The following is a 17842-nucleotide window of genomic DNA, read 5'->3' on the forward strand; positions in this document are numbered from 1 at the left end:
ACTTTATCTAGGCTTGCGAATTGTACCCTGCCAGCTAATAGTTTGCTTGGCAGAACGTATTCCTAAAGAACGAGTTGCTACGACTTCAATATCAACGTTGACACCAGGGCGTAAAGCTTCGTCAGGAATTTTGAGCTTGCCCAAAGCTAGAGTAAAACGATTGTAGTCACGAGTCACAAGTTCTGTGGGAATATCCCCTTCAAATTCAGTTTTGTAGCCAGAAAAACCGTGTGAGCTATCTTGGGCGCGAAATTTTACGCGAAATTGAGTATTAATAGCATCAGACTTGGCTGCCAAATCAACTATTTTTAAGTTGAGATTTTGTCCGGCATCGGCAAACTCTGCCACAGCTAACCGAGTGACATCTTTTTTGGGAATGGCATGGTTAACGGTAAATGTTGTTAAGTTAGCCTCACTTTTGCTGTTACCTTCAACCCATAATTCCTCAGCAAAAGTAATTTCTACTTGTTTGTTATCAGTTAAATTTAATGTTACGGCTTGATTGCCAAAGCTGGTAATAGGTTGTCTTTCTTGCCAAACTATTTGAAAAGCCTCTTCTAGACGCTGTTCAAACTCTCGATAATCATCGGCGATCGCAGAACCAGGCGCAAGTAGAGAAGCTGCGCCTATGCGTTGATTCCACTTATTCTTCGAGAGTTTGAACTGTTTATTTATCAGTTCCGACATTGCTAGCTGCACAGTTGGAGTATCAGATGCCAAAGGTTCCTTGCTATTGACAATACTCAAAGTTCCTAAGCGCCCTTGGCTACCATCGCTACCATCGCTGCCATCTCGCCCATCCCTACCATCGCTACATCGATAAACCTTTTCAGTACACTTGTAATCAGGGCTACCAGGAGTTCCCTTGCAGGTTTTTACTTCCCATCTCCGTCTGTGACAGTTACAACCCTCCGTACCGTTGCCACCTCTACCACCGCGCCCGCCTTCCCCACCAGTTGCCCGGATAGAAATATTCCGTAAGTCTGCCAAATTGCTGTAATAGACTGTGAGGGAACCACCATTTCCCCCATCTCCTCCCTTGCCACCATTACCGCCACTACCGCCGTCTGGTGCGTTTATGTCATGACTAACGCGATTGCGTTGGGAAGCACAGTCAGGTTGATAACCATCTTCACCGTCTTCCCCGTCTTCACCATCTTTACCCGACAAGTCAAGATTTACAGGTGAACCATTGACAAAAATATTTTGGTTTTCACCGCTGCTACCATCTCTACCCGATCGCCCATTGGTTCCTGCACGTCCATCTCTGCCATAATTTCTGGCTACTTTATAGTATTTATCAGAGGCAACGGCTGGACATAAAACTGAACCAGAGGCAGGCAAAAAGCTAGTAAATAAGCAGAATGTCAGCAGTAGTGGCAGCTTACTCCTAAAACCATTGTGCATCTAGTTACACCTATAACTTTAGTTGAATTATCTACTCCTGACGCTGAGTTTCAACAATTTGCTCCCTCTTATCCAGTGAGATTGTGTTCGGTTAAAGACTTATCATTAAGACCGCAGAGGGGCAGAGATTTTCTGTATAGATTCGGGAAGTATACCAATTTGAAAAATGATTGCGACAGATGGAAAACTGAAACACTTATCCAATGGATGTTTCACAATCCAAAATCTAAAATCGTTCGACTGAGCGTAGCCGTACTCCTTCGGAGAAGCAAGCTACGCGTAGCGTTCCGCAGGAAAGTCTAAAATCCAAAATGGTATTAAAGTGATTCTACCAATGTCCGAACTCGCGCGATATCTCGTTCATTGGTCTGACTTTTCACGGTATCTGGAAAACCTCTCTCTAAATCTCTCTCCTAAAAGGAGAGAGACTTTGAATTTTCCCCCTTCCCGCGACGAGTTGGGGGTTAGGTTTTTGGTGGACTTTTCCATATAACGTGAAAAGTCAGCTTCATTGGTAAGGTTCACTTCAAAGAATCAAACTGTTTCTCACCAGAAATCTGCTATCTAAAATAATCACCAACTTGAACTTTCTTACAAGTGATTAGAATGAGCAACCTTTCGTTTTGCTGTTTCAACCAGCACAGAAATTACAAGTGAACTGAAGCCAATTATTTTAACCAAGGCATTGACTGCATGTGCATACTCCCATTGGTTACGATATCGCATCCAGTTTGACGGAACGGGATTAGTCAGCCATGTTGCAAATTCCGCGTTCATAGGGGCTACAAATATTACCCAACTGACAAGAGCCAGCACTAAAAGAATCGCTCCTCCTAACGTCCAATAAAATGTTGAGCCACGTTTACGGACGAGGAACGCCAACACAATTGCTGCTAGAACTGAGCCAATTTCAAATGCGGCACCAACTGAGCCAAAATACCGATAAACATTTTCAAAAACGGTCACTCTTACCCAGAGTTGTTGGTCAAATTGCATTCTTCGCGGTAGTTCTAGCAAATGAGCCATAGACAAGCTTAGACTAAAGGAAGCCAGCATGATTGTGATAAATCGCCACAATTGTATAAGTGTCATTTGGCTTTGCCTCACAGCAGCTACCATATTTCACCATATAATATACAGATGCAATTCCATACACCTATCAAGTGGCATAACTGCCTCCTAATTTTCTCTTCTTGAAGGGCATTTTATTGCTTAATTGTCCCAAAGTGATCGCTCATAAGAGTAACTGGCAACTTGGGTTAAACTTGCCCAGCTTAAAGCGAGGTAGTGAGCGTTGAAGTGTGACACACTTATGAAAAAGGATTAGCTTCTGTTATCACTTCTGGCAGTGGAATAAACTCTGTTTCATCTGGCACGCTAGCAAAGCGATAGTCGCGCCAATCAGCTTTAGCTTGCTCTATTCGCTCTGGTCGGCTAGAGACAAAATTCCACCATTTGTAGCGTGTACCTAACGGCTCACCGCCAATAACAATACATCGAGCAGCATCTGTAGCAGAAACCTCAACCCGATCGCCTGGCTCTAGAATAGCAAGACGATATTGTTCCATCGGTTCATCATTAATCCTCAATCCCTCGGTGACACTGTATACTGCCCTTTGTGAATAATCTGTAGGGATAGTGAAGTGGGTGTTGGCAGACAACGCTGCATCTAAATAGAGAATAGGTGAGAGAACTTTCACTGGTGAGGTATAGCCAAATGCTTGCCCAGCAATAAGTTTGATGATAACGCCATTCTCTTCCCAAGTGGGAAGGATTTCAGCCGGATAGTGAATGAACGTTGGCTCGGTTTCTTCGTGTTCAACAGGCAGGGCGACCCAGGTTTGAATGCCATGAATAGTAGTTTCTTGGTGACGGTCAAAGTCAGGTGAGCGTTCTGAATGGACAATCCCCTTTCCTGCTGTCATCCAGTTGACTGCCCCTGGTTGGATTTCCTGCACAGTACCCAAACTATCGCGATGGATCAAAGCACCATCAAATAAATAAGTTACCGTTGCCAGATTAATATGAGGATGTGGTCGGACATCGATGCCTTGATTGGGGGGCATGACGGACGGGCCAAGATGATCGAAAAAGATAAACGGCCCAACCGTTTGGCGATTAGGATATGGCAAACTGCGGCGGGCAGAAAAACCACCCAGATTTTTAACTTCGGGTTCAATCAGTTGAAGAATTGCCATAAATCATCGCAGGTGATTAGTAAATGCTGTAATTATTATAAGTATATTTACTTGGAAATAAGCTAATCTCGATGAGTTATCTGTTTGTTTTGGAGAGTTGATGCCAATGCGATCGCCTATTCTTTGATCGTTTTTTATTATTAGACATCAGACACAGCCCCGTTAGTATTGTTTCTCAACCAGAGAGTCTTTTAACAAGTGCGATCGCTCACATTTAACTTTCTTAAACTTCTGATTAGATTTCAGTTTCCTACTGTTGAGGAAATTAATTGTAACCAATTAGCTGAATTACTATCAGATTCTGCAAAGCTCCATCCATTAGTGCTAGATGCACGAAGTCAAGCTGAGTATGCAGTTAGTCATATCGAAACAGCAGTACGCATAGATCCTCTCACAGAGGACTTAGCAGCAGTTGCAACAGTATCAAAAGATAGACCAATTGTTGTGTACTGTGCTGTTGGCTACCGGAGCGCAAAATTAGCCCAAAAACTGGATGAAGCCGGGATTAAGTGCATTTATAACTTGACTGGTGGAATTTTTCAGTGGGCAAACGAAGGCAGACCGATCTTTCAAAATGGTCATCCGACAAAGGTTGTACATCCTTACAATGCAATCTGGGGAAAACTACTAAAAGCTACTTACCATGCTCAGGAGTGTTGACTTTTGGACTAAGTACAGTTATACGTAAAAACGTAGCGTTTTTAATGCAAGCCAATGCATTAACAAGGCCGCCGCCGCATTAACAATGCAGGCCGATGCATTAACAAGGCCGCCGCATTAACAATGCAGGGTATTGCCTTTCATTAATTCGCTAGGAATTAATGAAATGCTGCACTAAGAGCTTGTCAACATTAAGCAAGTAGAATAAAAGCAACGATAAAACTACTTATGCTGCATGTCTCAAGTTTCGATTGTAATTCCTACTTTAAACGAAGCAGTTAGCTTAGGGCGTACATTACGCCAATTGACTTTACTTAATCCGCCTGCTTTTGAAGTGATAGTAGTAGATGGTGGCAGCAATGATGAGACAGTGGCAGTTGCAAAACAATGCTTGGGGTCATTCAATCAGTCACTAGGCGTACAAGTTCTCTCATCTGAACAGCGTGGGCGTTCTATCCAGATGAATTTTGGAGCATCGGCTGCAACTGGAGATATTCTTTGCTTTCTTCATGCAGATACTTGGGTGCCGGATGACTTAATCACTGTAATAAAGCAAACCCTAGCAGAACCAACTATTGCCTGTGGGGGGTTCATTTCTCTGATGAGTGGATCTCAAACGACTCGCTGGGGCATCTCTCTACATAATTATTTAAAAACCTACTATGCACCACTGCTATTTAAGCCTCACCTGTTTTTTCGAGGATTGCGCCTGTTGTTTGGAGATCAGGTAATGTTTTGTCGTCGCACTGACTTTTGGGATTGCAATGGATTTGATGAGGCATTACCGATTATGGAAGATGGAGATTTATGCCTGAGATTGGTTAAAAAAGGACGTATTTATTTGGTAAACCGCATTGTTCACTCTTCAGATCGCCGCGTCGCAAAATGGGGTAGCTGGAAAGCAAACGCAATCTACCTTTATATCGGTTTTTTGTGGGGAATTGGCGTTGATGCAAATTATCTCAAACAATTTTATCAAGATATTCGCTGATTCAGGCTCCAGTCATAGTAGAGATAGGAAATCGGCGTTGAGGCATTTATTGGCAGGTCTGTTTCTAGGTAGGAGTGGATATATTCTGGAATAGAGGATTTGACCTTAAGAAAATCTTGACGATACCATTTAAAGATTTTGCTACAGTAGAGCGTTTTACTATTTGAGTCATAACGAACTTTTTCAGGATTGTTAATGAAGCGACGGGTATCTTCATCTAACTGCTGAGTAACTTGTTGAGGAAAATAAGCTCCAGCACGCAGTAACGGGCAACCAACCGAAGCGCAGACAATTGCAAAATGAATTCGTGGTTCCTGTAATTTATTCCGCAGAATCTGGTTCTCTATTTGGGCTAGACTGTAATGTTCGTCAAATATATAATAAGCACGACGTTGGAAGAACCACAAAAAAGCTAGCCAGTTGGGAATGCCTAAGATTCGCGGACGTATTGACTCAAGTGGGTATCTCTCCAAAATTGTCGAAATGGTGAACGCATTGTAAAGGTTGATCCACAATGCCAATTGCTCAGAAGTGTTGCTATCAGATGTAAAAGCCAGATTTTTTTGACTCGATAACCAATTTGCGATCGCTTGAGGTTGCTCAGTTTTCCAAGCAATATAGTTTACACGACCCTCTCGATCGACATACTGACGCAACAACCTGTCCCAAGGTTCAAAATCAATCATTATTGCTGTGTTTATATGTTGGTCGTTGTTTTTACTTATACCTGTACCAATTGAATCCTAAAAATAGAATGAAATAGTCCTGATTTAGAGCTAAGAGAATTCTTTGGTTTCGTAATAGTGACGTACAGTTGAATTTGTACAAGTATTTATTTAACGAATTATAACAATACTATCTTTGGCAACTTGAAATCAGCGATACACTGAGGAAAATTCCTTGAGGAAGCGTTGATGGCACGGTCAAACGGGGTTACAAGTGAAACGTCTGTAGAGGAATTGCCTACAGCTTCAGACAAAGATACGATCGCAATTGAAAATCCACCTGAGCCAGTGGAGGATGCCCAAGATATTGACGACATATTGAACTCACTAAAAACCTTACTGAGTTCTTTAGAAAAGCTCCAAAAAGTCAGGCAGGAAGTGGGCGATATTAAACCGTTGATTGGGCGGATGCTTGATGGAGAACTAGTTGCTGGTGAAGAACTTGAGCAACTCAAGACAGGTGTGAGCAGTCTTTCCCGCCTTGTTCGTGCTTATAATGACCATCAAGTAGCGTTGGCTAAAGCACAACCTGCTAGAAACTTGCTAGATCAAGTACTGAAAGAACGTAAAGCTAATTGAGTTGAGACTGGGGATTAGGGATGAAATTCTTTGGATTTTGGTTGGAGTTCTAATTTCCAATTTAACAAGCGATCGCATTCTCTCAAAAAAGTGCGATCGCTTCTCCATCGCCTTTAGGTATGTATGTCTACTGCGGCAAGGTATATTGTTAAAGTAAGTATGGTATTATACTCCGTCTACTATTTAAATTTGCTAATAACCTAAAATAGGTTATGATGACGAAAGCCTAGTATTACTTGCAAGGTAGGTATCGTAATGAAGACTAATAGAGAGAATCTACCCTTAGACCAGATTCTCTTGGAGGATAGCTTACAAATGCTGAGTAATCTGCCAGATGAATGTGTTGATTTAGTTGTATCCTCTCCACCTTATAATCTAGGCAAAGAATACGAATCAAGGCAAGCTATTGAGATTTATTTGGCAGAACAAACAGCCGTTCTGCTTGAATGTAGCCGGATTCTCAAAAATACAGGTTCGCTATTTTGGCAAGTTGGTGCTTTTTCTGACCGAGGAATGCTGATTCCTTTGGATATTCGCTTTTTTCCGATTTTAGAGTCATGCAGATTAATTCCTCGCAACCGAATTATATGGGCTAGGCAACATGGTCTTCATGCCCAGAAAAAGTTTTCTTGTAGACATGAAACTATTCTTTGGTTTACTAAATCAGATAATTATAAATTTAATCTAGATGCTATTAGAGTTCCCCAAAAGTATCAAAATAAGAAACATTATCGAGGAAATCGAAAGGGGGAACTTTCATGCAATCCAGAAGGTAAAAATCCTGGTGATATTTGGCTGTTTCGGAATGTTAAACACAATCATGAAGAACAAACTATACATCCCTGCCAATTTCCAGAAGACTTGGTAGCTAGAATGATATTAGCTACAACTAACGAAAATGATATTGTTTTAGATCCATTTATGGGAGCTGGTACTACGGCAGTGGTTGCGAGAGATCATGAACGTCATTTTATCGGGTCAGAAATTGAACCGAAATATCATCAAGTTGCGTTGCGTCGTCTCAGTGGCAATCCAGATAAAAATGGTTGTTTTCCAAATTTAAAAACATTGCGTGATTATGTTGAAAAAACTGGTCAATCTATTGATAAATTTAAGTTTGACGTGCAAGTAGGAAATAAAGCTTCAGAACGCAGCAAAGCAAAAATTTATCCAGAAGAGTATCACTTGCAAGAAATGGAAGATAGACTAATCTATGAAGAATCTGCTTTTGCAGCTAATCTAAGAGGTGAAGAGATTCCAGTAGATGCAAAGCTTAATGGAAATGGGAAAACGACCTCTTTACAAAATCAAATGGTAAAACAAGTAGAAGAAGTAGAACAAATCGAATTGAGATTATGGACTTAATAGATTAATTTTTATAATAAGTTAATTAGACAACGACTACGGGCTGTACGTCCCGCAATAATTTGGCATTGGCGACTAACTCTAGTATTCACGGTTCTAGAATATCTTTTAGATAAATACTCAGTCCAGATAATAGGAACTATTGTATTTTGTTGTTCAAATAATCCAACCAGTCTGATTGGTACATCAAAAACTTGGTTTTTAGCCAAAGCTGTTAATTGATTAACAGCTTGCTCGTAATAAAGAGTGCTATTGGAGGCAGGAAACATCAGAGCCTTTGTTACTATAATTACCAAATTAGTCGGGTATCCAACAAATTCAGTTTTAGCTTTGAAGAACAATTCTGAGCGCAAAGTGTTATTGAGTAGAAAGGGATAGTTAGAAAATTGAATTTCAATGATAATGCCAGTTTTAGCAAAATCAACATCTGTACCTAAAAATCTATAAGGTCCTGGAATAGGAATATTTGATTGCCAACCATCATGAATAAAAGCAGCTTTAACATATTCGTTCGTACCTACTGGATCGAATATTGCATTACCTTGAATTCCAGCTTGATCTGAAGCCTTGATGTGCAAAGGCATTCTAGTGAGAGTAGTACTAATCTCATGCCATTCGTTTTGGTATTGAGTATTAATTATTCTATCTGCTGCGTTAAAGTCAACATATTGAATAATGATTATTATGTCTCCTTTTGGTATTTCAACAGTTCTTTGATAAAAGCAAGCGGATCGATTTCAAGAACTTGGGCAACTTGTAAAAATTCAATCACATCAAGACGACGCTCTCCACGTTCATACTTTGATACATAAGATTGTGGAAGCTCTAGCTTTGCTGACAACTCTGTTTGAGTGAGCTTTGCAGCTTTCCGGGCTTCGATAAGTAACTGGCGAAACCGATTGTAGTCTTCGCTGAAAACTGATTTAGGCACTTTAGCTTGCCTTTTTTCTGGCGATGGTTTATTCGATCTCGATGAGAGTTATTACATATTGCTAAACTCAGTTAAATTTTAAAACCTAATATGGGATAAACCCAAAATAGGTTTTTAACAGCTATTATTAAGACAGCACGCGCGTAGGTGTTGGCGTAGCCTCTCCAAGAGTTGCCCGTTGTAGACATGACACTCTCAGTTCTCCAAGCTTGTAAATGTGAAGTCGCTACATGTCTAAATCTGTGGTTTCATTTGAAGGATATCAAATTTTGCAAGATATCTATTTATGATGATGAATGTTGCACCTGCCATTGTAATACTGGGTCAAAATAGCGTGACAGTAGCACGCAAAATAATCAGCGTCTTACCAGGGGCAACACTATACGGTTTAGAGGGTCGCACATCAGAAGTTGATGTCAGCTTTACAAATTTTGGTGAGACGCTACGCGAGTTATTTATGCAGGGAAAGCCCCTGATTGGCATTTGTGCTGCCGGCATTTTAATTAGGACGTTAGCTCCCGTAATCTCAGATAAACGACAGGAACCACCAGTGCTAGCTGTGGCTGAAGATGGTAGTGCTGTTGTCCCTCTCTTGGGCGGACTTGGTGGAGTCAACGATTTGGCTCGTCGCATTGCCGAAGCCCTTGATGTCAAAGCTGCAATTACGACCACAGGCGATTTACGTTTGGGTACAACGCTTTTATCTCCTCCTCCTGGATACCATTTGGCAAACCCAGACGATGCGAAGAAATTTATCTCAGATGTGCTAGCTGGGGCGCAAGTTAAGCTTGAAGGAATAGCACCTTGGTTGAGCGATAGTAAATTACCGATAGATCCCAAGGGAGATTTGACCATCCAAGTTACAGAACGTTTGGTGACTCCTACAGCCAACTGTCTTGTCTACCATCCAGCAACGATCGCGATCGCAATTAGTGGCATCATTGATGATGCAGTAGTTTTAGTAGAACAGCTACTAGCTGATGCCAAACTAGAAAAAACATCAGTCGCCGCGATATTTGCACCCATTGCCGCCGCAGCCGATCCCGCAATTCACGCCGTAGCTAGCGCCTTGGGAGTACCCACCCGCTTTTTTACCCCAAATCAATTAGAAAGTCTACTTTCACAAGGTTATAGCCCCGCCCAAGCCGCAGCGATCGCCGCCACAGGCACATCTTCCATTACTGCTTCAACTCCTCACATTGCGATCGCTATTGCTCCTCAAGTAATTGACCCCAATACCATCGGTCAGCCACGGGGACGGTTAGCAATTATTGGCACGGGTCCTGGTGGTTCGCTGTGGATGTCTCCAGAAGTGAAGGAGATTCTCAAGTCGGCAACTGACTTAGTGGGTTATAAAACTTATTTAGATTTAGTTGGTTCTCTGGCTGATGGCAAGCAACGGCATGAATCTGACAACCGCGAAGAAGAAGCACGAGCAAAGATGGCCCTTGATTTGGCTGCATCTGGGCGATATGTAGCTGTAGTTTCATCTGGCGACCCTGGTATCTATGCAATGGCAACAGCGGTTTTCGAGGTATGCGATCGCTATGCTAAACCGGAATGGGATAGTATCGACATTCATGTGGCCCCAGGCATCTCTGCAATGCAGGCAGCAGCAGCAGCCATTGGTGCGCCCCTTGGACATGACTTCTGTGCTATTTCCCTCTCTGATATCTTGAAACCTTGGTCTGCGATCGCCCAACGAATTGCGGCGGCTGCTGAGGCTGATTTCGTCATTGCTTTCTACAATCCTGTTTCCAAAGAGCGTACCTGGCAACTGGCAGAAGCAAGAAATATTTTGCTACGACATCGAACACCAGATACACCAGTAGTATTGGCACGGAATCTCGGTCGGCCAGGACAAACGGTAAGAGCGATCGCACTTGAGCAGTTAACGCCAGCAAGCGCTGATATGCGGACAATTATTCTTGTTGGTTCCACAAAAACCCGAACCATCAAACGCGGCGATGGTAATATCTGGGTTTATACGCCGCGTCGCTATACTCAACAATAAATAGGCGCGATCTGCACTGTCAGCGAAGAGGCTAAAACCATAACACACCCTACTTAAGATTTACTTGTAAATAGTTTTTAGTAGTCTATCAAGTTTAAAAATTGATGGGTAAGCAAGTTCGTAGTAAGGACTTTAGTCCTTAATTTTCTAAGCACTTTAGTGCTTACTACAAACTTTTCATTACTAGCTTATACCAATTTAATGTGAAGTTGCACATATCTTGATCCCCCTAAATCCCCCTTAAAAAGAGGGACTTTGATAGATGTTTTTCCGGTTCCCCCCTTCTTAAGGGGGGCTAGGGGGGATCGAATTATATGCAGCTTCATAGAAAATTGGTATTAGACATTGTATTATTAACAACTTTTAAGTAATCATGTTCTATTTAGGACTCACGCAATAACTCTCTGAAACTCTCATTCCTTTGTGTCCTTTGCGCCTTCTCTAACGAGACGCTGCGCGTAGCTTGCTTCTCCGTAGGAGTATGCGGTTCGTTTTTCCATTATTTTGCGTAAGTCCTGCTATTTTCCAACCATAGAATTGTTATGATACCTATTGCATAAGCAATGATATCCTTCCAATCAAATACACTTCCCAAGGCAACAGCCAGAATCTTATATTTTTGCAATCCTAAGTTATTTACGAAATTAAAATATTGAAGAATCTCAATAGTACAAGAAAATGCCAAAACTGATAAAGCAACGATGGATGAATGTATATTCCAAAAAGCTTTGACAAAGCAATAAATTAGTATAACTACTAAAACGTCACCGATAAAAGGACGAATGAAACTATCATTGACAAAAACAGCAATACATATCTCTATTAAAAATAATAGAAGTGTGAGGTAAAAATATCTTTTGTTGAAGATAAACATGGCAATCAATAGCGCTCAAAAAACACTTGTTTTGACTATAAACCTCTTCAATTTTTTATAGCCTCTGTTGAAAATTCTATTATTGCTGAGTAGGTTTCCAAATGACAATGGGAAATAAAACTCTTTGTATACCCATAAATTTCTCTGTTTTGTCTTCCTTGTAAGAGCTTCTGCTTTCACGTTTCGGTGTTTCGCGCAGCCTGTAAGAGCTTCCGTCTTCCCTGTAAGAGCTTCTGCCTTCACATTTCGGTGTTTTGCGCAGCCTGTAAGAGCTTCTGTCTTCACGTTTCGGTGTTTTGCGCAGCCTGTAGCAACTTCTGCTTTGACGTTATCAGAAACAGACTGGCGTTATATAACAATACGGTTCGGTTAAGGTTTTTTGATGAAAATTTTAGATCGCAAAGACGCGATAAATTGCATCTCTACATCTGGATTTTGGGCTATTCCTGATAGACACTTACTTGCACTGTAAGATTTAATCGGATAATCTGAGCAATCGAGACTGTTTTTCAAGAAAACCAATGAACAAATTCATACTGAGTTTGCTTTCTTCTCCTGTGCTGATTAGCTCTCTTCTGTCTATGGGAGTAATGCTGAATCACGCACAAGCTATGGAGCCAGAACCAGGAGCTAAAACCATAGATCGTCTATCTTGTATACGCAATAAACATAAAGTGGGTTTAGTATGTGCCAGAGCTTCCGTATTGGCTCAAATCCCTAACTATCAGCGTGAAATAGAGTTTTCTCGAGAAGATGCTCCGATGCTGGAGTTCAATGATGAAGAAAGCAATGTGGCAATCGACTTATTTGGCTGTGATTGTCCTGCTTGTATAAATTCTTTGCGTCAGATGCGCGGGGCGACACCCTTAGTATATTAGTAAATCATTGATCTTTGAAGACGCGATAAATCGCGTCTCTACATCAGGGTTTTGGGTTGATCTGAACTGTATTAATTTATAAACAACATCCACAAACTTTTCTAAGGACATAACATTGTTATGCCCCCACTACGTGTTTTATTCAAAATCAAACTAACCTAAATTGCTAGTTAACGATCCTAATTGATGATTAGCTCGATTTTTCGACTCGCAAACCAAAGTATGTCAAAACAAGTTCAGTTGAGCCATTATTGACAACTTCGTGTACTTCTCCCGGTTCGATGGCTACGCAGTTTCCCGGAAGCAAGGGGTATTCTGTACCATCAATGTGAATTACTCCCGAACCAGCTTCTACAAAGAATACCTCGCACATATCTTGATGCGCGTGTGCTGGTGCGGTTTGTCCAGGAGCAAAACGTGCTTGAGAAAAGTTAGTTAGGTGAGGTAAATCGCCGAAGCGTAACATCACCTTTTTCTTGATTTCGGCATTGTGAGAAACCGACTCTTCAGGCAAGTCTTTCAGGCAAGTGGTAATCATTCGGGTCTTAAATCATTAGATAATTCCACAATACCCCTAGACCCATCAATCCTGACTCGTTGACCATCTTGCAAGATCCATGTAGCACCACGAACATCCATCACTGCGGGAATTCCATACTCACGAGCAACGATCGCACCGTGAGAAAGCCTTCCCCCAGCTTCGGCAATTAATCCTCCAGCCCTTAATAACAATGGGGCCCAGCCGGAATCTGTATAAGGCACCACCAGAATCGTATCTCGATCGATGTCTGGAATGTCTTGTAAATTTCGCAACACTTTCACCCTACCTTCGGCTTGCCCATGACTGGCTCCAATACCTTGTAAAATTTGGTCAGAGTAAAGTTCAGAGGGAGCTAAGGGGTGAGGAGGTGTATGGCCGTAGACTAAAAGAGGTATTTGAATAATCTCGCTATCTTGTACAAATTGCGATCGCCTAAATTCTAATAACTTATCTAACTGCTCTATTAAGCTAGAATCTTCATTCCCAATTAGACGCCGCACTTCATCAAAGTTGAGAAAAAAGATATCGCCTGTTTGCTTAAGTAAACCAGACTCTAACCAAATCTTCTCTAAAGCCACAAAACTCCAACGCAATTCAGCTAAAAGTCGGGAATAAACTTCGGTGACTCGTCCTTTGATATCTACACGCCGTTGCACGAAAGAGCGTTTGCGCTTACTGGCAAAGATACTATTAATCGCGTCTTTAGCACCTGCTTGCGGTTCGTTCCCCTGCATTAACTGCACAAACATTTGCTGAATCATCTGGGGATTTTCCCGCCAAGTGGGAACGGAGATATCGGTTCCTACTTCGCTTAAGTAGCCGTAATCTTGCAGCAATTCGTTAAATGCTTGAAGGATCTTCTGTCCTTCGGGGGTTTGCTTTAATTGCTCAAATACTTGCTGTGGCTCAAACTCAACCAATACCTGCTTGGCATCTGTAGCTATGGCACTGAGCGATCGCAATGCCGCTACCTCTGGGGTGACGCTATGATCGATTTGCCCATCTTTTACCCGAAAAATTGCCTGTCTCAGGGCAGCACTTAAAGGAGCTAAAATGCTGTAATACGTTCCATGACGCAGCAACTCCAGAATAAAATCAATTCTTGCCAACAGTTTCGGTGGTTCCAAGTTATCTATATCTTCCTGCGCCAACTGCGACAACCCAGGAATGAAGCGTTTGTGATAATCTTCCTTGAAGTCCTTTTCTAAACTTAATTCCCGCTTCAGCAACTTCCCTAGCCCTGGCAAATTTTCCCAAGTTGACTGCAACGACGGTTTACTTAATTTAGCTCCTCTGGTTAAAAATTCCAGGCTTTCTGGCGGCAGTCCCATTCTGAGAAAAATATCTCCTAACAGGGACGCATTAAAGTAAGCTCTGGAATAGTGCAGAGTTGCTGTTTTCGTGAAATCTAACCCCAAGGCGCGTTCGCCTAAAACTAAAGTAAAAAATTCTCCCCAAACTCCACAAGTTAAGGGACGATTAATTGACCATGTTAAGGGGTGAATTACTCCAGGAATGACTTCAGCAGCGATTTTACGTGTCCAGATGGGCAACAGAGTGGTGATCGGTCGAGATTGCAACACCCAAAGCGTTTGCCCATCATAACTCCACTCGACATCTTGAGGAGTGCCATGATAACGTTTTTCGAGTCGGTAAGCTAAGTATGCAACTTGTTTGATTAATGATTGCGGGACTCGTCCTTGACCCTCTAATTGTACAGAGTAGGAATTTTCTGTTTCAACGACAAAAGCGCGATATTGTTCTGGTGTGACTTTTCCCGAAACGACTTGCGTTGCGCTGCCTGGAAGGGCTTCAATAATGATCGCATCGCCTTGCTGGGTAATGGGATCGCGGCTGAAAGCGACTCCAGAATATACACTCTGGACTTGTTGCTGAATCAACACAGCCATTGCTGTATCATTTAAGCCGCGATCGCGCCGATATTGGATAGCAGATGGATGATTGTAGGAAGCTTGAACTTGAGCGATCGCTGACTGTAATGCTTCTGGGCTAGTAACATTTACAACTGTTTCATACTGTCCAGCAGCAGAAGCGTGTTCTGAGTCTTCTCCAATAGCCGAGGAACGCACCACCAAGGGAGATAATTCTGATGGTTGGAGAAATTCTGTTAACCCTTCTGGATTGTCGATGGGTGCTAGTACCCATCCCTTCGGCACTGGATAGCCCCAGCGCTTAATTTGAGATAACGTTGCCGCCTTTTCTCCGACTATGGCAGCATTCAACTCTTCATCTAAAGAAACCATTGTGCGTTGGCGTAGCCCGTCGTAGACATCGCCGCGTAAAAATTCCAACATCGCTTGCGATTCTGTTTGTGCCTCTTGGGCTGGCAGTTTCATATCATCAGGAATTTTGGTGTAAATCCAGCCCATTAAACCAGCTAAGGCCACAGCCGCAAGTATTCTGGGAATATCGCTAAAGTGCAGAAGTGCCACAAACAAAGGAAAAAGCAGCAAAACCCCAAATTTGACTATCTTTCTTGATTGCAGAATTGTAAAAGTAATACCTGCAAAGAAAGATACAAATATCGCGACTAGTGGATCGTGTACGACAAATCCCCAGACAACATTTGTCGTACCTGCTCCTCTGCCTATCCAGTACCTACCGATTACCAGAGCGATTAGGGCAAGCAATTCCCAAAACGATCCATCTGGGAAGAAAATGCGGGTGAGTAAGACTGCCGCAACTCCTTTAAAAGCTTCTGACAAGACTGCCAGAATTCCGACAATTTTACCGCCATGATAAAAGGCAGCTGATACACTAATGTTTCCTGTACCAACTTGTGATAACTGCTTCCGCTTTAGGGCGTAAGTTATCCATGCTATCAGGGGTAATCCGCCCAAAAGGGGGCAGATAATTAAAATAACGAAAATACCCCAAGGTTCAAACATTCTGGATTTTGGATTTTAGATTTAAATTTTCCATCTAAAACCTCAAATCTAAAATCTAAAGTTTTTCTGAAATTTTTGATGGTTATTAAGGGGGCTTTTTCAAAGAGAATTCAGGAGTCAGGAGTCAGAATTCAGAATGGATGGGAGTATGGCTAGGGAATGAACACAGAGGTTTAAAATAATCTAACATTATAGATTTTAGAGGTCTACAATCAGCTAGTGGTTTGAATCCCCCAAGGAAAAGCATTCTGGATTCTGGATTCTGGATTCTGGATTCTTCTTTAATTACTAGTTGCTAAATGGACACTTGGCTAAGACGGAAACCGTTTAAGACAAGTGTCCTTCTAGACTACTAATGGTTTTAGTTTAGCGCATAGGCCGCTTGTAGCGCCCAGATTACGAGAGCAGCGATCGATCCCAGAAGCAACACGGTAGAGATAGTGACTACTTTTGGGGAATCTGCTCCCTTAAATTTCATAATTCCGCGATTTAAGTCGGACACAGCTTTGTAATCCTCTGTTGTTGGAGCATGAAATATTTGTCCGTTTTGATTGTAGTCCTTCTGTTTGCGGATGATGTTAAATTCACTTTAAAAATTTAGGACTGGGGACTGGGGATAAGGGGACAGGTGACAGGTGATAGGTGACAGGGAATAACTTGTACCATCTAACCTGTACCCTATTCCCTTCTTCAGATGACAGGGAATAACTTGTACCCTCTAACCTGTACCCTATTCCCTTCTTCAATGCCCAATCCCCTACTATCATTGAAAAGCAACTCAGTATAAGAGGGTGTGAGTAGGTGAAAATAGCACTGAGCGTAATTTTGGCGGTGGTTGTGGGATTGTTTTTAGTAATCGAGGTTGGATTGCGATCGCTGTTTGGTTTTGGTAATCCCCTGATTTATATTGGCGATGAGCAAATTGGTTATTTGTTGGCTCCTAACCAACGTACCCGTCGTTTTGGGAATCGCATTGAAATTAATGAATATTCTATGCGAGGTAGTCCGATCAAAAAGCTACCAGCACTTACTGGGCTGCGAATTCTCCTCTTAGGTGATTCTATTGCTAATGGTGGCTGGTGGACTGATCAGACTAATACAATATCTAGTTTGATGATGCGTTCTCTAGCATCATCCCCTAATAGTAATTATCAGGAAGTAGAAGTACTAAATGCTTCAGCTAACTCTTGGGGTCCAAGGAATGAATTAGCTTATTTAGAGAAGTTTGGCAATTTTAACGCGCAAGCAGTGGTGTTATTAATTAATACCGATGATTTGTTTGCAACTCCTCCCACTTCTTTACCAGTAGGACGCGATCGCAATTATCTCGATCGTAAACCTCCTCTGGCATTAGTGGAAGTGTGGCAGCGTTATATCGTTAAGCAAAAGCCAATTCCTGAACTGCAAGCCGTGCAAAATGAATCAGGCGATCGCGTGGGGATTAATCTGGAGGCGATCGCTAAAATTCAAGCCTTGACTCGCCAATCTAACAGCAAATTTCTGCTGGTGATGACTCCTTTACTACGAGAAATTGGTGAACCAGGCCCCCGCGATTACGAAATCAAAGCACGTCAGCGCTTGAGCGATTTTACCAAAGCAGAGCAAATTAACTATATAGACTTTTTACCGAATTTCAATTCAACTACCAACCCCCAAGGTTTGTTTCACGACCACATTCACCTCAACTTGCAAGGTAATAAATTTGTCAGTGAAGTTATGGAGCGATCGCTTTTGGAAATACTGGGAGATTCGTCACTTCGTCACTAATAT

The 17842-nt window shown here is 42.0% G+C and carries 16 protein-coding genes; 7 read left to right on the forward strand and 9 right to left on the reverse strand.

Annotated features, from left to right (window positions below):
• Window positions 1-3: 3 nt before the first annotated feature.
• The 3 genes from HWQ43_RS09170 to HWQ43_RS09180 form a co-directional block, all read right to left on the reverse strand.
• Window positions 4-1407, reverse strand: coding sequence for a collagen-like protein (locus HWQ43_RS09170; protein ID WP_292732272.1), 1404 nt, complete (start codon window positions 1405-1407; stop codon window positions 4-6).
• A 591-nt stretch (window positions 1408-1998) separates the two neighbouring features.
• Window positions 1999-2499, reverse strand: coding sequence for a DUF1772 domain-containing protein (locus tag HWQ43_RS09175; RefSeq protein WP_292732273.1), 501 nt, complete (start codon window positions 2497-2499; stop codon window positions 1999-2001).
• A 218-nt stretch (window positions 2500-2717) separates the two neighbouring features.
• Window positions 2718-3605, reverse strand: a complete 888-nt coding sequence (locus tag HWQ43_RS09180; RefSeq protein ID WP_292732274.1) for a pirin family protein — start codon at window positions 3603-3605, stop codon at window positions 2718-2720.
• 198 nt (window positions 3606-3803) lie between these two features.
• On the opposite strand from HWQ43_RS09180, the gene HWQ43_RS09185 reads away from it, so the two are divergent.
• Window positions 3804-4265, forward strand: coding sequence for a rhodanese-like domain-containing protein (locus HWQ43_RS09185; RefSeq protein WP_292732275.1), 462 nt, complete (start codon window positions 3804-3806; stop codon window positions 4263-4265).
• A gap of 235 nt (window positions 4266-4500) precedes the next feature.
• Window positions 4501-5256, forward strand: a complete 756-nt coding sequence (locus HWQ43_RS09190) for a TIGR04283 family arsenosugar biosynthesis glycosyltransferase (RefSeq protein ID WP_292732276.1) — start codon at window positions 4501-4503, stop codon at window positions 5254-5256.
• Here the strand turns inward: HWQ43_RS09190 and HWQ43_RS09195 are convergent.
• Window positions 5241-5942 carry a DUF547 domain-containing protein gene (locus HWQ43_RS09195; protein ID WP_292732277.1) on the reverse strand — a complete coding sequence of 234 codons (702 nt, stop codon included), beginning with the start codon at window positions 5940-5942 and terminating at the stop codon, window positions 5241-5243. The two genes, HWQ43_RS09190 and HWQ43_RS09195, sit on opposite strands and share 16 nt — an antisense overlap.
• Before the next feature lie 228 nt (window positions 5943-6170).
• Between HWQ43_RS09195 and HWQ43_RS09200 the strand changes: the two genes are divergently transcribed.
• Together HWQ43_RS09200 and HWQ43_RS09205 are read left to right on the forward strand one after the other, a co-directional pair.
• On the forward strand, window positions 6171-6560 hold the full coding sequence (locus tag HWQ43_RS09200; RefSeq protein WP_292732278.1) for a hypothetical protein: 390 nt from the start codon (window positions 6171-6173) through the stop codon (window positions 6558-6560).
• A 255-nt stretch (window positions 6561-6815) separates the two neighbouring features.
• A complete protein-coding gene (locus tag HWQ43_RS09205) occupies window positions 6816-7925 on the forward strand; it encodes a site-specific DNA-methyltransferase (protein ID WP_292732279.1) in 1110 nt (369 codons plus the stop codon).
• Window positions 7926-7936: 11 nt separating this feature from the next.
• Here the strand turns inward: HWQ43_RS09205 and HWQ43_RS09210 are convergent, their stop codons facing one another.
• Both HWQ43_RS09210 and HWQ43_RS09215 read right to left on the reverse strand, forming a co-directional pair.
• Entirely contained in the window at window positions 7937-8626 is a 690-nt protein-coding gene (locus HWQ43_RS09210; protein ID WP_334900729.1) for a BglII/BstYI family type II restriction endonuclease, read from the reverse strand.
• Window positions 8608-8856: a helix-turn-helix transcriptional regulator gene (locus HWQ43_RS09215; protein ID WP_099103407.1), complete on the reverse strand. Its 249-nt coding sequence runs from the start codon at window positions 8854-8856 to the stop codon at window positions 8608-8610. Before HWQ43_RS09215 ends, HWQ43_RS09210 begins: the two co-directional genes overlap by 19 nt.
• Before the next feature lie 286 nt (window positions 8857-9142).
• On the opposite strand from HWQ43_RS09215, the gene cobJ reads away from it, so the two are divergent.
• A complete protein-coding gene (gene cobJ, locus HWQ43_RS09220; RefSeq protein WP_292732281.1) occupies window positions 9143-10870 on the forward strand; it encodes a precorrin-3B C(17)-methyltransferase in 1728 nt (575 codons plus the stop codon).
• Window positions 10871-11369: 499 nt separating this feature from the next.
• On the opposite strand, the gene HWQ43_RS09225 is transcribed toward cobJ, so the two are convergent.
• On the reverse strand, window positions 11370-11744 hold the full coding sequence (locus HWQ43_RS09225) for a DUF2809 domain-containing protein (RefSeq protein WP_292732282.1): 375 nt from the start codon (window positions 11742-11744) through the stop codon (window positions 11370-11372).
• Window positions 11745-12265: 521 nt separating this feature from the next.
• On the opposite strand from HWQ43_RS09225, the gene HWQ43_RS09230 reads away from it, so the two are divergent.
• A complete protein-coding gene (locus HWQ43_RS09230) occupies window positions 12266-12622 on the forward strand; it encodes a hypothetical protein (RefSeq protein WP_292732283.1) in 357 nt (118 codons plus the stop codon).
• 190 nt (window positions 12623-12812) lie between these two features.
• On the opposite strand, the gene HWQ43_RS09235 is transcribed toward HWQ43_RS09230, so the two are convergent.
• Both HWQ43_RS09235 and HWQ43_RS09240 read right to left on the reverse strand, forming a co-directional pair.
• Entirely contained in the window at window positions 12813-13160 is a 348-nt protein-coding gene (locus tag HWQ43_RS09235) for a cupin domain-containing protein (protein ID WP_292732284.1), read from the reverse strand.
• Entirely contained in the window at window positions 13157-16072 is a 2916-nt protein-coding gene (locus tag HWQ43_RS09240) for a glycerol-3-phosphate acyltransferase (RefSeq protein ID WP_292732285.1), read from the reverse strand. The genes HWQ43_RS09235 and HWQ43_RS09240 overlap by 4 nt, the downstream gene beginning before the upstream one ends.
• Before the next feature lie 801 nt (window positions 16073-16873).
• Between HWQ43_RS09240 and HWQ43_RS09245 the strand changes: the two genes are divergently transcribed.
• Window positions 16874-17839 (forward strand): SGNH/GDSL hydrolase family protein, encoded by a 966-nt coding sequence (locus tag HWQ43_RS09245; RefSeq protein WP_292732286.1) that lies wholly within the window; start codon window positions 16874-16876, stop codon window positions 17837-17839.
• Window positions 17840-17842 lie beyond the last annotated feature (3 nt).

Source organism: Nostoc sp. JL31 (assembly GCF_017114965.1).
In the GTDB taxonomy this organism is placed as follows: Bacteria; Cyanobacteriota; Cyanobacteriia; order Cyanobacteriales; family Nostocaceae; genus Nostoc; species Nostoc punctiforme_A.

Coding starts and splice junctions, on each gene's coding strand:
- cobJ (WP_292732281.1), top strand. CDS start 9,143: ATGATGATGAATGTTGCACCTGCCATTGTAATACTGGGTCAAAATAGC.
- HWQ43_RS09235 (WP_292732284.1), bottom strand. CDS start 13,160: ATGATTACCACTTGCCTGAAAGACTTGCCTGAAGAGTCGGTTTCTCAC.
- HWQ43_RS09240 (WP_292732285.1), bottom strand. CDS start 16,072: ATGTTTGAACCTTGGGGTATTTTCGTTATTTTAATTATCTGCCCCCTT.
- HWQ43_RS09195 (WP_292732277.1), bottom strand. CDS start 5,942: ATGATTGATTTTGAACCTTGGGACAGGTTGTTGCGTCAGTATGTCGAT.
- HWQ43_RS09170 (WP_292732272.1), bottom strand. CDS start 1,407: ATGCACAATGGTTTTAGGAGTAAGCTGCCACTACTGCTGACATTCTGC.
- HWQ43_RS09190 (WP_292732276.1), top strand. CDS start 4,501: ATGTCTCAAGTTTCGATTGTAATTCCTACTTTAAACGAAGCAGTTAGC.
- HWQ43_RS09205 (WP_292732279.1), top strand. CDS start 6,816: ATGAAGACTAATAGAGAGAATCTACCCTTAGACCAGATTCTCTTGGAG.
- HWQ43_RS09230 (WP_292732283.1), top strand. CDS start 12,266: ATGAACAAATTCATACTGAGTTTGCTTTCTTCTCCTGTGCTGATTAGC.
- HWQ43_RS09225 (WP_292732282.1), bottom strand. CDS start 11,744: ATGTTTATCTTCAACAAAAGATATTTTTACCTCACACTTCTATTATTT.
- HWQ43_RS09180 (WP_292732274.1), bottom strand. CDS start 3,605: ATGGCAATTCTTCAACTGATTGAACCCGAAGTTAAAAATCTGGGTGGT.
- HWQ43_RS09200 (WP_292732278.1), top strand. CDS start 6,171: ATGGCACGGTCAAACGGGGTTACAAGTGAAACGTCTGTAGAGGAATTG.
- HWQ43_RS09175 (WP_292732273.1), bottom strand. CDS start 2,499: ATGACACTTATACAATTGTGGCGATTTATCACAATCATGCTGGCTTCC.